The organism is Paenibacillus sp. JZ16, from assembly GCF_015326965.1.
In the GTDB taxonomy this organism is placed as follows: Bacteria; Bacillota; Bacilli; order Paenibacillales; family Paenibacillaceae; genus Paenibacillus_AQ.
This window is the reverse complement of the sequence record NZ_CP017659.1, coordinates 2666251-2681509: the sequence shown is the minus strand read 5'-3', so window position 1 is coordinate 2681509 and position 15259 is coordinate 2666251. Positions and strand designations below refer to the sequence as shown.

Genomic DNA, 15259 nt, shown 5'->3' with positions numbered 1-15259 from the left:
TTGAAATATGGAGGAAAACAGATGAAACAGCAGGTTGAACGAGGAGTCGCGCCAAGTCTTGCATGGTTGTCCGACCCCGGTGTATTTGCGGTAGGCAGGATGCCCGCGCACTCCGATCATCAGTATTACGAATCGATGCTGGAAGCCGAACAGCTTGGAGAGATGCCTTGGCGCCGCAGTCTGAATGGGAGCTGGAAGTTTAGTTACGCCCGTAATGCCAAGGAACGCCAAGCGGATTTTTATAAAACGGAAGAATCCTGCAGAGGATGGGATGATATTGAGGTTCCCGGACATATCCAGCTTCAGGGTTATGGGCGGCCGCAGTACGTGAACACGATGTATCCATGGGACGGTCAGGAGTTTCTTAGACCCCCGATGATCTCTGAGGACCACAATCCCGTGGGCAGCTATGTGAAGTTTTTCAACGTTCCTGCCGGCTGGCAGCAGCGTCCGCTGTATATCTCTTTTCAGGGTGTTGAATCGGCTTTCTATGTATGGCTGAACGGGGAGTTTGTCGGTTACAGCGAAGACAGCTTTACGCCGAGCGATTTTGACCTCACGCCGTACTTGACGGAAGGCGAGAATAAGCTGGCTGTCGAGGTCTATCAACGCAGCACCGGAAGCTGGCTGGAGGATCAGGATTTTTGGCGCTTTTCCGGTATTTTTCGCGATGTGTATCTGTACACGGTACCTGACGTTCATGTGCAGGATCTGCATGTTCAAACCGATTTGGATGAAACGTATGAACGTGGAACGCTGAGGGTTACCATGCAGCTGAGGGGAAAGCCGGCTTCGAAAGTAGCCCTAGAGCTCAAGGATGCAGCAGGAAATCCAGTGGTCCGGGGGGAGACCCATGCTTCCGGGGAAACGGCGTCGATTGCGTTAGCTGCAGGTAAGGTCAAGCGGTGGAGCGCAGAAGAGCCTAATTTATATACATTGTACGTATCCGTCTATGACGCATCCGGAAACCTTGTGGAGGTCGTGCCGCAAAAGATAGGTTTTCGCAAATTCGAGATGATTGATAAGGTGATGCATTTAAACGGTAAGCGAATTGTGTTCAAAGGCGTCAACCGGCACGAATTCAATTCCCGCCGCGGACGCAGCATTACGAAAGAGGATATGCTGTGGGATATCAAGACATTAAAGCAGGCGAATATCAACGCCGTACGGACGTCGCATTATCCGAATCAGACGATGTGGTACGAGCTGTGTGATGAGTACGGCGTGTACGTCATCGACGAGATGAATCTGGAGACGCATGGTTCATGGCAGAAAATGGGAGCCGTTGAGCCGTCCTGGAACATACCGGGCAGCAGGCCGGAATGGCAGGATATCGTGTTGGACCGTGCCATTTCCATGATCGAGAGGGACAAGAATCACCCATCGATTTTGATCTGGTCTTGCGGCAATGAGTCTTACGCCGGAGAAGTCATTCGGAACGTTGCGAACTTGTTCCGGGAGAGGGACCCTAGCCGGCTGGTCCATTACGAAGGAGTGTTCCATAACCGGGAATATGACGATGCGAGCGATATGGAGAGCCGCATGTATGCAAAACCGGCGGATATTGAGCAGTATCTGCAAAACGATCCTTCCAAGCCCTATATTAGCTGCGAGTACATGCATGCCATGGGCAATTCCGTCGGCGGATTGCATAAATACACGGAGCTCGAGCAGAAATATCCGATGTATCAAGGCGGCTTCATCTGGGACTTCATGGATCAGGTCATCGTGAAACATGATCGTTACGGCAAGCCTTTTATGGCTTATGGAGGGGACTTTGATGATCGTTCAACCGATTACAACTTCTCCGGCAACGGCATCGTTTATGCGAATCGGACATGGTCCCCCAAAATGCAGGAAGTGAAGTTCCTGTATCAGAACGTCAAGCTGACCCCGGATCGTTATGGCGTCACGATCAGAAATGAGAACTTGTTCGCTTCGTTGGATGCTTATGATGTTATATATTGCCTGAATTATGAAGGCAGGAATATCTACAGCGGAGCGGTATGCCCCCAGGTTGGTCCCGGTGAAGAGCGATATGTAAAGCTGGAACTGCCTGAGGAAGGGCTTCCGATTGGTGAGTATGCGTTAGACGTTTCACTCGTGCTCAAGAAGGATTCGTTGTGGGCGAAAGCCGGTTATGAAATGGCTTTTGGACAGTTTGTTTTCCGAGAGGAGAACCCGTTGGCTGTTGATAAGTCTAGCACTACTCAAGTGAGGGAACGCCTGCAACCAGGTTCAGATGTTTCGCATGATACGGCTGCTAATGATTTTCGTGTAGTTGAAGGGGATGTAAACATCGGCGTTCATGGGCGTGATTTCTCCGTCATGTTCTCGAAGCAGGCAGGGACCCTCATATCCGTCAAGTATGCGGGACGGGAGATGATCTCTTCGCCACCGGTACCACTCTTCTGGAGAGCGATGACGGATAACGATAAAGGGGCTGGACTGCATTTTGATTCCGCGCTTTGGTATGCTGCAAGCCTGACCCGAAGAACGCTAAGCTGCGAGCTTACGGAGGACTCGGATCACGCGACCGTGACCTATATGTATAAACTGAGCGTGTCCGAGGAAGTAAGGGTGCGCGTATCTTATACGGTGTTCGCCGATGGCAGTATTCAATTAAAATCGGGGTACCAAGGTGCACCGGGATTGCCGAGGCTGCCGATCTTTGCTCTTACCTTCAAGGTGCCGGCGGACTACGACAACCTGGATTGGTATGCGAACGGGCCGGAAGAGAATTATATCGACCGTGCATTTGGAGCTAAATTGTGTCGCTTCCGGAATCGTGCGGCGGATAATGTTTCAGCATACTTGGTACCGCAGGAATCGGGCAATCGTACAGGCGTGCGGGAGGTATCCATAACCAGCGATCAAGGTCATGGCATCACGATGGAGGCATCATCGGCAGCACCGGTAGAAGCCAATATATCGCCGTATACCGCATTTGAGCTGGAGAACGCGACGCATCATTATGAGCTGCCGAACGTTCACCATACCGTTGTTACCATTGCCGGGCGGCAAATGGGGGTTGGGGGTGACGACAGCTGGGGGGCTCCGGTTCATGAGGAGTATCAAATCGATCCTTCGATGGACATGTCCTTTGAATTTACGATTCGCAGAGCTTAATGCGAGTTTCGATAACCGTTGCCACAATATTGCCGAAATCCTTATTTAAGGATTTCGGTTTTTTTGATTTCTCCACTTCATTTGTATTTTCCACCACTCTGAATCCTCCGTGCTTGAGGGATGTTTAAGGATTCATCAAATCTACTTGGAGAAAATCAAAATCTCTGAAAATGAGACATTTACGGAACCCTTGAGTATTTTTACAATGATGAGCAAGTACGAAATGGAGTCCATACTTGTTTCGTCCTGTAGGTTAATTGAGGGGAGGGGCAATCGTTTGTTCCAAACGCTAGGCTAAACCATATTCGAAAGGGGAAATTTGATGAAATTAAATATCGTGCCGTTCAAAACCCAGTTGATCATACTTACGATAACCCTATTAGGATTGTCTTCGCTGCAACCAGTGCCTGTAGAAGCTCAATCGTCAATCAACAAACAATTCGGGGACCCTGTTTCCGTGGGAGCTCCTATTCAGCAGATTGCCATTTTTGAAAGCGCTTATGGTCAAGAGGATGGTCGTGACGTCATGTATACCACGGTGAATGGAAAGCCGGCCATGTTAAACGTTATTGACCTCGTGGACAACAAATTGCTCCGGACGATCCCGCTTCCGGATGCCGACAGCTCCTGGGCTAAGACCATTGCTCCAGACGGAACGCTATATATAGCAGGTCAATCCAAAGTTTACCGATATTCGCCCCAGACCAAAGAACTTGATGATTTGGGACCCGCGATTCCAGGCGAAACCTCTATCTGGGGATTAGTCACGGATGAGCAAGGGAATGTATACGGCGGGACGTATCCCAACGCCAAGGTGTTTAAATTCGATCCCAAAACGAATTCGTTCACGAATTACGGAACCATGGTAGAAGGCCAAGGGTATGTTCGTTCTATTGCCTATGCGGATGGTATCGTTTATGCAGGTATCGGCACGGTAGGCCATATCGTCAAGTTCGACCCGGTTACCGGGGACAAGACAGAACTGCCGATTCGGGACGTACCGGGCGTAAGCAGTCTCCCGTTTGTGTATGGCCTGGATGCCAGGGGGGATTACCTTTTCGCTTACTTAAACGGCAATGGAACAACCGCATTGATTATATACGATATGGCGAGGGGCGTCTGGCTGGATGAGGTATACAGCGGATACGGCGGCCTTGATGTGTCGCCCGAACGCGAAGGAAAAGTGTATTTCGTCCAAAATCGGAAAGTTCAAGCTTTTGATATGACGACGCGGCAGGTCACGGATACGGGGATTGCTTATGGAACTGGTTTCCGCTCTACCGGCTGGGTCCGTTTTCCGGATGATCCGGAGCTTCCCGGCGAGACCTTAGTGACGATCCAATTCGGAGGGAAGGCGGCACTGTTCAACTTCGAGTCCGGCATTCATAAGACGCTGCCTGCGGTCGCCGAAGGGCAACCTACGCTTATTCAGGCTCTGGAGAAAGGACCGGGCGGCAAAATCTATACAAGCGGCATGACCTCCGCATTGGGAGGCGTGTTCGATCCCGTTACGCGCACCCATTCGACGTATCCGATGGGTCAAGCCGAAAGCATCGGCTCGCTTGGGAATGACGTATACTTTGGCATTTATCCCAAAGCGGAGATTCGCAAGCTGGATACAACGCTTCCCGTTCAAACGGATCCGAACAATCCGGACCTCAATCCGGAATCCTTATTCTACATGGAGGAAGACCAAGATCGTCCTTATGTCCAGACTACGGGCGGAGGCAAAATCTACTTTGGGACCATACCGTATTACGGAGAATTGGGCGGAGCGCTCGTTGCGTACGACCCGGCCTCCGAAACGTTTGATGTTCATCGCCATGTCGTTCGGAACCAGAGCATCGTGGGATTGGCTTATCGGGACGGCAAGATTTACGGCTCGACCAGCATAAGAGGCGGTCTGGGCATCGATCCAACCGAGTCGGAAGCAAAAATGTTTGTGTGGGATGCCGTTAGCGGCGAAAAGCTTAGCGAATTCACGCCTGATATTCCGGGCGCCGTTAAATCCCCGATCATGATCAGCGGGCTGACCTTCGATCAAGACGGACTCCTCTGGGCAGCAGCAGACGGCATTCTGTTTGCGGTGGACCCTGCCACGCAGGAGGTCGTTAAAAGCAAGGTCATTTATCCGGGTGTCACGGACTACGGGATGTGGAGGCCGATCCACCTCAGATGGGGGAACGATGGCCTGCTCTATACCGACCTCTACGGTCAGTTGACAATCTTGAATCCCGACACGATGGAGCATAAAGAACTGGGAATCAAATCGGCACTCTTTACCTTGGGGGATGACGGAAACATCTATTATGCGCAAGAAACACGGATGTACATGATTCCCGTATCCGATGCGGAAGAAGAGGATACCCAGGCCCCAACGACAGAACCTGCGACCAATCCGGAGAAGCCTGATGGAAAGGATGGATGGTTCGTTAGCCCTGTAACGGTTACGCTGTCGGCCTATGATGAAGGAGCCGGGATTGAATCCACTTTATACTCCTGGGATGAAGGAGCAAGCTGGACCAGCTACGATGGTTCGCCATTGCATGTGCAGGAGGATGGACGTCACGTGCTTACTTATCGATCCATTGACAAAGCTGGCAACGAGGAGGCACCGCGTAAGCTCCAGTTGCATGTGGACCGCGAGGGACCCGTAATCCGCTGGAAATCGGACATACCCGAAGAAATCAGCACTGCAGATGATTTGAAGCTGGATTTCGAACTTCAGGACGAATGGTCGGGTATGGATACGGACGGAACCGTCATCACGCTGGACGGAGAGCGGGTAGACCATCCATCAGCCCTCCCGTTATTCAGACTCCCTCTGGGCGAGCACACGCTTACGATACGGGCAGCCGATTTGGCAGGCAATGAATCCGTTCAAGAGATGAATTTCCACATCGTCACTAGTTTCGAGAGTCTGGAAAAGCTTGTGTATCGATTCGCTGAACAGGGATGGATCGATAATCCTGGTATTGCGAACAGCCTTGCTGCGAAGGCCACAAAAGGGAATATCACAGCATTTATCAATCAAGTCCACGCCCAAACGGGGAAGCATATTTCATCTGAAGCAGCAGCCTATTTGATTCGGGATGCATCGGCACTTCAGTAACATCGATCAAGTTAGGGTTATACGGTTGAAATACCTTCTATTGAAAAGGTAGGTGCGGAAATTTGAAGCGTATAAAAGTGAAGATGGGCTTAATGGTTATGCTTTCCTGTGCTTGTATGACAACCAACCTCCCGGCAAAACCCATGAATGCACAAGCATGGCAGGACGCCGGTCTCACGAACCCCGCAGGTCTCTCGAATCCCATACGGTTGGAGGATAAAGTGTATGGACAGCCGGAACGATTGGCCCAACCCATTCGGGGAATCAGCATCTATGACGGGGCCGTCGGGGAACAGGATGGCAGAAAGGTTATGTTTACAACGGTAAAAGGCTCTCCTGCCCAGTTCAATGTCGTAGACATGGCCACGAATAAGGTAATCCATACATCGATCTTGCAGGGCGGGGGCGGAGATGCCTGGCACCATGAAGTCACACCGGACGGAAAGCATGTGTATGTGACATCACACAGAACGCTCTGGCTGTATTCAACCGAGACCAAAGAGATAAACCTTGTACACGACTTCGTTGACGAAGGTCCGTGGTCACTTGTTACCGATAGCAAAGGTAATGCCTATATCGGTACTTATCCCGGCGGTAAGGTATTTAAATACGATCTCGGTCTGGGGACCGTTACGGAAGATTACGGGAGAATGCTAGGAAACCAGCCGCAAGAATACGTAAGATCAATCGCACTGGATGAAGAAGGAGGACATATTTATGCCGGTACGGCGCACGGTCAAATCATCAAACTGGATTTAGCGACCGGAAGCAAAACGAATATAGCGCAGCCGTTGATGGATCAACAGGAAACCGGCTTTGTGTACGATATGAATCTGGTTGACAACCGCTATATATTCGCCCGATATTCCGAATCCAAAAATATGTATGTCTATGATCTCGAGTCTTCCAGCTGGCTGAACGTTGAGTTATCCAATGTGACCGGTTTGCATGTTACGGACTCTTATGAAAGCAAAGTCTACTTCATTGCGGACAACACGTTAAAATATTACAACGTGGCAACGGGTGAGATCGGCTCCACCGGCATGGCCTATGGCAGCGGGCTTAGAGGTGCCGATTGGGTCGAAATCGATCAGCATGAGAATCCGGATCTGATCGGCATGAATCTGGTTACCATGCAATTTGGCGGGGGAATCGTTTATTTCAATGTTACGCAGAACAAGATGACGGCTACGCGTCCGGTCGTTGAAGGGACGCCGCTGAATATTCACGTCATTGAAAAAGGCTCGGATAACCAGTTGTTTATGAGCACATTGGGTGCAGGTACAGGGGCTGTCTATGATCCGGACCAGAACCAGGTGACTTCGATTTCCCTGGGTCAGGCCGACAGCATGGTGTATCATGACAATGCCATGTATATGGGAGTGTATCCCAAAGCCTATGTTCATAAATATGACCAAACTAGAGCGCCGGGTAACGGCAATCCCTCCCAATTCCTGCAGGTGGACCCTGAGGCCCATCAGGATCGTTTAATCGAAGCGACATCCGGCGGCGGACGTATCTATTTCGGGAGTGTATCCGCATATGGGGTTAATGGAGGAGCCGTAACGATCATTGATCCAAGCGCATATGCCGAGAACAAGACAGGCGTGAAGGTCATACGAAACGTTGTTCAAGATCAAAGTGTGGTAGGTATTGCTTATAATGACGGTATAATCTTCGGTTCAACGAATATTAACAACGGCCTCGGAAGCAACCCGACGGCAGAGGAAGCCAAAATGTTTACCATGAATGCCTTGACTGGAGAGAAATTAGCGGAATGGTCACCACAGATCGAAGGCATAGATAAACCTGAATTTATCGGCCGACTGACAGTAGGACCCCATGATGGGCTGATTTGGGGAGCCGTTAACGGTACCATTTTCGCGATGGACCCGGATCATAAGGAAATTGTGAAGAGCAAGCAGGTTCACACGGGATCGTTCAATTACGGTGCATGGTCTTCCGTTCCGCTGAAATGGGATGCCGACGGTATACTGTACGCGCTCTTCGGCTCCAAGCTCATTGCGATTGATCCGGTTACCCTGGAGTATCGAGAGGTAACAAGTGCTTATAGCTTTACGATAGGCGATGACGGATATCTGTATTATTCGGACGGCACGGACCGCACCTACTTGTCCCGAATCCATATTGGAACGAAAGTAACGATCCCCGAAGACGTGGATGGAAACGGAACCGTAGATCATCATGATATCAGGCTGGTGGCAAGGCATATAGGCAAAGAACCGGTAGGCGATTTGCAGAAGCTGGACGTGAACCAGGATGGAAAAATAAATGCAGAAGATGTTAGAAGAGTTACAGCAAAAATGAATGAGGACCGAAAACAAAAGTAACCGATCAAAATTTTTTCGTAATACTACGATCCCCAATATCATCCCTAGTGTTAATACAGTTTAAACTTAAAGCAGCCGCTCCTGGCACAAGGGGCGGCTGCTTTAGTCATATCCCCCATAATGGCCCTGTCGGAGAAAAGCATATATCCCCATACGAAGTAGCGTAACCCGCGGCTTTATTATGTTAACAATCGTAGAGGACGAGAATCACTGCCCAGATGGATGAATTGACACAAGAGGGTATAGTGTATATATTATATATATACGGTATGCACTTAATTAACAGCAGTGAGGTGAACGGCATAAAAATCATATTATCCAACGCATCGAACGATCCGATTTACATACAGATTATGAACCAGATTAGACAGAGTATCCTGAGTGGAGAATTGCGCGCAGGCGACAGTCTCCCTTCTATAAGGCAGCTTGCTAAGGATTTGCAGGTTAGTGTTATTACGACTAAGCGTGCCTATGAAGAATTGGAGAACGAAAAGCTAATCGACTCGGTCGTAGGCAAGGGTTGCTTCGTATCAGGGGCAAATAAAGATTTTATCAGGGAGCAGCGCATGAAGCGATTAGAAGAGAAAATGATCCATATCATTCGAGAAAGCAAGGAATTAAACATGAGTCAACAAGATGTAATCGATCATCTGACTTTACTGTTCGAGGAGGAACAAACACCATGAATGCAATCGAATTACGAAATTTAACGAAAACATACCCTCTTTTCAAAGTCGATCATGTATCTCTGGATGTGAAACAAGGCTACATTACCGGACTCATTGGTCCGAATGGTGTTGGTAAAAGCACCTTAATCAAGATGATGCTCGGCATGGTACGTCCCGATTCCGGCAGTGTAAAAATACTCGGTCTGGATATGCCTCAACATGAAGTCGACATTAAACAGCGCATCGGCATCGTCTCGGATGATTGCTTCTATTATGAGCATCTTACGATTCATGATACGAAGAGAATGATCGCACCTTTTTACAGCCATTGGAATGAAAAGAAATTTAACCGCTACCTCGAACAATTCGAATTGTCCCCTAAGAAGAAGGTTGAAGATTTATCTAAGGGAATGAAGATTAAACTCGCCCTTGCCGTTGCCTTATCCCATGAGGCTGAGCTCCTGGTCATGGATGAGCCGACTTCGGGACTTGATCCTGTGTTCAGGAGGGAAATGCTCAATCTGCTTGCAGATATGATGCAGGACGAAAAAAACACGATTATCTTCTCGACGCATATTACGACGGATTTGGACCGTATTGCCGACTACATTACTTTCGTCAATGACGGAAAACTTGTATTCAATGAAGCGAAAGATGATGTGCTTGAGAGATACGCGATCGTGAAGGGCGATATGCAACTGATTGATTCCGATATTCGAAAGGAATTTATCGGGATTCGTGAGACGACGCTTGGTTTTGAGGGCTTGGTAGATAATCGACGCAAGGCCGCGCAGCTGTTTAGCCATAATGCTATTTTAGAAAAACCAACCTTAGAAGACATCATGTATTTCACTGCCAAGGGAGGAAGAGTTCATGCTTAATTTGCTTCGTAAAGATTTCATCGCTTTAAAAAGCTCACTGTGGACGATTCTTCTCTATCTCGCTGTATTCAGCATCGCTTTTATACCAAAAAGTGAAATGTCTATCTATTTTGTAGGAATCTATACGGCTTTCGGCTCCATTATTCTAGCTACGATGATCGATATCAAAAACCATAACCATAAATTTCTGGTCACGCTGCCGATTAGCCGCAAGCATATTGTGCTGGCCAAATACATAACAGCCATCGTGTATACACTGTTTGGAGTCATTGCTTCTTACGGGATTCACCGGATCATTGATCTTTCATTCCCCCAGCTTGACAAGCCAGACTATACAGTGATGTCCTTATTGGTTTCCGTAGGAATGCTGCTTGTTCTCATCTCTATCTATATGCCTCTTTTTTACGCACTTAGCAAAAAAGGAGCCGGAATTATCAATGCCGTATTCATGATCTCCTTAATTGTCCTGGCACAACCTGCAGCGGTGCTGATGAATATGGTGAGCGAGAAAGGCCTCATTAACGATCAAACATTACTTCTGATTCTAATCGGTATCGTCGTTGTATTCATTGCTTCCTATTTCTTAACGATAAGCCTATTTAAGAGGAAAGACTTATAAGAGTCCCCGCGGGTGCATGATGAAGTAATAAATGATAAAAAAGGAGAGCGCATCCATTGAAAGATACACAACATAAAGCTGCTTCTTCCCGGATAAAAAGCTGGATGTATTTCTTAGGGGGACTTATTGTATTACAAATACTGTTTATCGCGTTTGATAATGCCTCGTGGACCCCATTCAAAGTGAAAGAAGGGTCATTATTTGCCGATTATTCTGAATCAAAGTTATTTACGGAATGGTTCATACCTTATAAAACCCAAGAACATAACTTGTTCACTGCCATTATTGCCGTTACATTACTCCCGGCAGCTTTAATAGGTGCAGTAAAAGACCTTGTTTCTAGAAAATGAATCCACAACATCATAGAACATGATATCGTCCTTTGGGTATCACATGGGGTGAGCCGGACACGGGGTCCTCGATTACCGAGCAATCAAGCCCGAATATGTCTTTGATCATGGTGCTCGTAATGACTTGCGAGGGCGCCCCCTCAGCCACAAGCAATCCGTTATGAAGCGCAAAGATATGATCCGCATAACGAGCGGACAGGTTGATATCGTGGAGAACCATGACAATCGTCGTTCCATATTTTCGGTTTAAGTCTGTGAGCAAGTCAAGAATTTCGATCTGATAAGTAATATCCAGAAAGGTTGTAGGTTCATCGAGCAATAAAATGTCGGTTTGCTGTGCCAGTGCCATAGCGATCCAGACGCGCTGTCTTTGACCGCCTGACAGTTCGTCTATGTTATGATTGGCCAGCTCCGTGATATTCATAATTTCCATCGCTTCGGAAACGGCTTCCTCATCCTTTTTGCTCCATCCGCTAAACCATGACTGGTGCGGAAACCTTCCGCGTCCCACCAAGTCCGCGACGGAGATCCCCTCAGGAACAATGGGAGACTGCGGCAGCAGACCCAATACACGAGCCAGCTCTTTCGGCGGTATATGGCCGATAGGCTTTCCGTCCAGCGTAACTTGACCAGATGTAGGCTTGATCAGCCTTGCCATTGTCTTCAGAAGCGTAGATTTTCCACATCCGTTGGCTCCAATAATAACGCTGATCTTATGACTCGGAATGACAAGACTAATGTCGTGAATGATGGTTTTATTATCGTATCCCGCTACCGTATGCTCAGCTTTAAAAATATGCGTAGGTTTCATTATAAATTTCCCTTTCGATTCATTCGGATCAGCAAGAAAATCAAATAAGGCGCTCCGAGGATTCCGGTTATGATGCCCACAGGAAATCGGACCTCAAAAGCAAACTGTCCGACCAGGTCGGCAGCCATAACCAGATTTACGCCAACAAGCCCCGCCGGGATGGCGTTCGAAAACCCGACGCCAACCAATCGCTTGGCGATCGGTCCTGAGAGAAAAGCGACAAAAGCGATGGGGCCTGTCGTAGCGGTAGCGATCGCGATCATGCAGACGGAGCTTAAGATAAGCACCATTCGGGTCAGGTCCGTATTCACGCCGAGAGAAGCGGCGGATTGTTCTCCCAGTTCCAGTACACTTAGATGTTTTCCCAGCATGACAATGATAGGCGTACCAATCAGAACCGATATCACCAGAGCCGGAAGCTCATGCATTTGGGAGCCATTAAGGCTGCCGCTTAGCCATCTGAATGCTGTCGGAATGTCTTGCTCCGCGCCGACCAAGAGAAGATAGGAGATAACTGCGTTCAGCATGGCCTGCATGCCGATACCGACCAAAATTAATCGCCCGACGGAAAATGGCTTTGCCCGAGACAACAGATAAATGATGGTTACTGTAGCCAGACCTGCGACCACCGAAGCGATGGAAACAACAGCATTGCTTGTATGAAGAATGATAATGCAAAAAACAGCCGCTGCGCTCGAACCGGACGTAATTCCGATGACATTCGGGTTCGCAAGAGGATTGCGCAGCATGGTCTGGAAGGTGTTGCCGGCCAGGCCAAAAGCAAATCCCGCAAAAAGACCGGCCAGCATTCTCGGCAAGCGTATCGTATTCAAAGCAAAAGATACCCCTTTGATGTTCTCACCCGAAAGCGCCCGGACGACATCCTGAATGGGATAAATGGTACTGCCAAGTAAAAGCATGGCGCAGCAGAGCGCGCAGGCAAGCAACGCAAGGAAGGTGGTAACAAGGATCCATCGACGGCGTCTTTGACGCCTGCCTGCCATAATAAACGCAACAGTTTTATTTTTCATAATGAACGCACTTTCGCTTTCATAGCTAATATGATCAGGATCGGTGCCCCGATAAAGGCTGTGACGACGCCGACTTCAAGTTCTCCGGGGCTGCCGACCAGCCTGCCGATGACATCGGATATCGTTAATATGACAGCTCCCGAAATGGCAGACATCGGTATAATATAACGCAAGTCGGAGCCAAGAAGAAGACGGATGACATGCGTTGACAAAAGTCCGATAAAACCGATGGGCCCTGCCAGCGCCGTAGTTGCTCCGCATAAAAGAACCCCGGCAAAAGCCGCGACAAGCCGTAGTACTCCTGTACGAACGCCCAGTCCGGTCGCGACCTCGTCTCCAAGCGCCAACGCATTCAATGCCGAGGCCGAAATAATGCCTAACAGCATGCCGACCACCAGAAACGGTGCGAACGTAGCCATATCGCTCCAGTTCGCTGAACCCACGCTGCCCACTTGCCAGAATCTGAATTGATCCATGACGTAGGAGCGTGGAATCATGATGGCGCTAACCAACGAAGAGAGGGCAGCACTTGTGGCGGCTCCAGCCAAAACAAGCTTAAGGGGCGTAGCACCGCCACGCCCCATGGAACCGATTCCGAATACAAACACTGCGGTAATGGTCGCTCCGGCTAAGGCTAGCCAGATATATTGATTAGCGGTGCTAATATTCAAGAACGCAATTCCGCAAACCACAAACAATGCTGCGCCGGTGTTGACGCCCAGAATGCTCGGGTCTGCAATCGGGTTGCGGGTGACGGCTTGCATAAGCGCCCCGGAAACGCCAAGTGCTGCACCGCAAAACAAACTGAAAATCGTTCGAGGAATCCTTTTTCGAACCACGTTTGCTCCGTAGGAATCGATGTCCGGGTGAAATAATCCGTCCATCAATTCATGAAATCGGATGGGCCGGGAGCCTAAGGTGAAAGATGCGAGCACGCTAATACCGAGCAAAACCAAACATATCACCAGAACCGTGCTGAAATTCCTCGGAATGCGGGAGTTTAGGGTTTTGTTTTCTGAAATGGATGAACTATTCATTTAATTTTGCTAATAGCTCCTCCAAGTAAATCCAGGTACTCATCGATGGTATATGAGATGGCAAGAGGGTTCGGATTTCCGGCTGCCGCCAGCGGCGTGCCGTTGCCAATAAATACGACGGAGCCTCTTTGAATAGCCGGAATCTTGCCAAGCAGGGAGTCTGCTTTCACAGATTCATATAAACTCTCATCGCCATACCCGACCAAAATATCCGCATCGTTAAGGACATCAGCGTTCTCCGCGCTTATATTCAGCGAGTAGCTGGTAGTGTCGGTAATCTGATTCGTAACACCTTCAGGATATTCCATCCCGAGCTCCATCAGAAAAGAACCGCGAGGATCAGCAGGGGTATAGATGTGCAATTTGGACATGTCTTTAGCTGAGAAATTGACCCAAACCACTTTCTTGCCACGCATCTCAGGATGCTCGCTTGCTTTTTCCTTGACCAGGTTCTCCGTATCCTTAATGAGCTGTTCGCCTTCCGCTTTCATGCCCATGCCGGTTGCATTTAACATGACTTGTTCCCGCCAAGTGGTGAGCCAAGGAGTCGTCGGGTACGCTACAACCGGAGCGATCTTGGTTAGAATATCGTAATCTTCCTGCGTGATTCCGGAGTAGGCTGCCAGAATGACATCCGGGTCGGCATCGGAAATCGCCTCGAAGTCAAGGCCGTCCGTATCCTGAAAAACATTAGGCTCACTTACGCCAAGTTCCTTGAGCTTCTCAGCCGTCCAAGGCAATAATCCGCTGTCGTCCTGAACGCCGTAATTCGCCGCAGAAAAGCCTACTGGAACAACCCCAAGAGCAAGAGCCACATCATGATTGGCCCATTGAATCGTAGCTACACGTTCAGGCTTGCTTTTAATGACGGTTTCGCCAAAAGCGTGCTTGATTACGATCGGATATGAAGCATCGGTTTCTTGGGAAGCAGGTGTTTCCGTTTTAGGCGTTTCTGTGCTGGTCGAAGCCTTTTCAGTCGCAGCCGGTTCAGACGTCGAGCTTGATTGCTGGGTTGAACAGCCGACTAGCAAAACCAACATCACTGCCGAAATAAATAATGCTCTTAATGAAATTTCCCGTTTTTTAACCATGGGTTTATCCTTCCTTCTAATAAAATATTTTTTGGGGAATTTCTTGAATGTTGGAACTGCCTCAAGGAAATGAACTTATTTGAGCTTGGGGGATTGGCAGCAGGCAAAGAGGTTTATGTATTGTGCTTGGGTAACAAACAATTGGTACAAAACAGTACATGAAAATGATAATCATTATC

Annotated in this window: 11 protein-coding genes; 7 read left to right on the top strand and 4 right to left on the bottom strand. The window is 48.8% G+C overall.

Annotated features, from left to right (window positions below; genetic code table 11):
• Positions 1 to 21 precede the first annotated feature (21 nt).
• From BJP58_RS12035 to BJP58_RS12005, 7 genes are all read left to right on the top strand, one after another.
• The gene (locus BJP58_RS12035) at positions 22 to 3129 is read left to right on the top strand and encodes a beta-galactosidase, LacZ type (RefSeq protein ID WP_194544114.1); all 3108 of its coding nucleotides are present in this window, start codon (positions 22 to 24) and stop codon (positions 3127 to 3129) included.
• 322 nt (positions 3130 to 3451) lie between these two features.
• Positions 3452 to 6241 (top strand): OmpL47-type beta-barrel domain-containing protein, encoded by a 2790-nt coding sequence (locus BJP58_RS12030; protein WP_194544113.1) that lies wholly within the window; start codon positions 3452 to 3454, stop codon positions 6239 to 6241.
• A gap of 116 nt (positions 6242 to 6357) precedes the next feature.
• Complete coding sequence (locus tag BJP58_RS12025; RefSeq protein ID WP_194544112.1) at positions 6358 to 8592, top strand: dockerin type I domain-containing protein; 2235 nt, start codon at positions 6358 to 6360, stop codon at positions 8590 to 8592.
• A gap of 302 nt (positions 8593 to 8894) precedes the next feature.
• A complete protein-coding gene (locus BJP58_RS12020; RefSeq protein WP_071223391.1) occupies positions 8895 to 9278 on the top strand; it encodes a GntR family transcriptional regulator in 384 nt (127 codons plus the stop codon).
• Positions 9275 to 10141: an ABC transporter ATP-binding protein gene (locus BJP58_RS12015; RefSeq protein WP_194544111.1), complete on the top strand. Its 867-nt coding sequence runs from the start codon at positions 9275 to 9277 to the stop codon at positions 10139 to 10141. The genes BJP58_RS12020 and BJP58_RS12015 overlap by 4 nt, the downstream gene beginning before the upstream one ends.
• The gene (locus tag BJP58_RS12010; RefSeq protein WP_194544110.1) at positions 10134 to 10760 is read left to right on the top strand and encodes an ABC-2 transporter permease; all 627 of its coding nucleotides are present in this window, start codon (positions 10134 to 10136) and stop codon (positions 10758 to 10760) included. Before BJP58_RS12015 ends, BJP58_RS12010 begins: the two co-directional genes overlap by 8 nt.
• Before the next feature lie 56 nt (positions 10761 to 10816).
• Positions 10817 to 11110 carry a YfzA family protein gene (locus tag BJP58_RS12005; protein WP_194544109.1) on the top strand — a complete coding sequence of 98 codons (294 nt, stop codon included), beginning with the start codon at positions 10817 to 10819 and terminating at the stop codon, positions 11108 to 11110.
• A gap of 10 nt (positions 11111 to 11120) precedes the next feature.
• Here BJP58_RS12005 and BJP58_RS12000 read toward each other — a convergent pair whose 3' ends face one another.
• Genes BJP58_RS12000 through BJP58_RS11985 form a run of 4 tightly spaced genes read right to left on the bottom strand, consistent with a single transcriptional unit; the run spans position 11121 to position 15080 of the window.
• Entirely contained in the window at positions 11121 to 11921 is an 801-nt protein-coding gene (locus BJP58_RS12000) for an ABC transporter ATP-binding protein (RefSeq protein WP_194544108.1), read from the bottom strand.
• Complete coding sequence (locus tag BJP58_RS11995) at positions 11921 to 12952, bottom strand: FecCD family ABC transporter permease (RefSeq protein ID WP_194544107.1); 1032 nt, start codon at positions 12950 to 12952, stop codon at positions 11921 to 11923. The genes BJP58_RS12000 and BJP58_RS11995 overlap by 1 nt, the downstream gene beginning before the upstream one ends.
• Positions 12949 to 13989 carry a FecCD family ABC transporter permease gene (locus BJP58_RS11990; protein WP_194544106.1) on the bottom strand — a complete coding sequence of 347 codons (1041 nt, stop codon included), beginning with the start codon at positions 13987 to 13989 and terminating at the stop codon, positions 12949 to 12951. Before BJP58_RS11990 ends, BJP58_RS11995 begins: the two co-directional genes overlap by 4 nt.
• Complete coding sequence (locus tag BJP58_RS11985) at positions 13986 to 15080, bottom strand: iron-siderophore ABC transporter substrate-binding protein (protein WP_194544105.1); 1095 nt, start codon at positions 15078 to 15080, stop codon at positions 13986 to 13988. Before BJP58_RS11985 ends, BJP58_RS11990 begins: the two co-directional genes overlap by 4 nt.
• Positions 15081 to 15259 lie beyond the last annotated feature (179 nt).

Excerpts from the sequence above, each read along its gene's own strand:
- BJP58_RS12035 (WP_194544114.1), top strand. The coding sequence starts at position 22 with ATGAAACAGCAGGTTGAACGAGGAGTCGCGCCAAGTCTTGCATGGTTG.
- BJP58_RS12015 (WP_194544111.1), top strand. The coding sequence starts at position 9,275 with ATGAATGCAATCGAATTACGAAATTTAACGAAAACATACCCTCTTTTC.
- BJP58_RS12025 (WP_194544112.1), top strand. The coding sequence starts at position 6,358 with ATGACAACCAACCTCCCGGCAAAACCCATGAATGCACAAGCATGGCAG.
- BJP58_RS11995 (WP_194544107.1), bottom strand. The coding sequence starts at position 12,952 with ATGAAAAATAAAACTGTTGCGTTTATTATGGCAGGCAGGCGTCAAAGA.
- BJP58_RS12010 (WP_194544110.1), top strand. The coding sequence starts at position 10,134 with ATGCTTAATTTGCTTCGTAAAGATTTCATCGCTTTAAAAAGCTCACTG.
- BJP58_RS12000 (WP_194544108.1), bottom strand. The coding sequence starts at position 11,921 with ATGAAACCTACGCATATTTTTAAAGCTGAGCATACGGTAGCGGGATAC.
- BJP58_RS11990 (WP_194544106.1), bottom strand. The coding sequence starts at position 13,989 with ATGAATAGTTCATCCATTTCAGAAAACAAAACCCTAAACTCCCGCATT.
- BJP58_RS11985 (WP_194544105.1), bottom strand. The coding sequence starts at position 15,080 with ATGGTTAAAAAACGGGAAATTTCATTAAGAGCATTATTTATTTCGGCA.
- BJP58_RS12030 (WP_194544113.1), top strand. The coding sequence starts at position 3,452 with ATGAAATTAAATATCGTGCCGTTCAAAACCCAGTTGATCATACTTACG.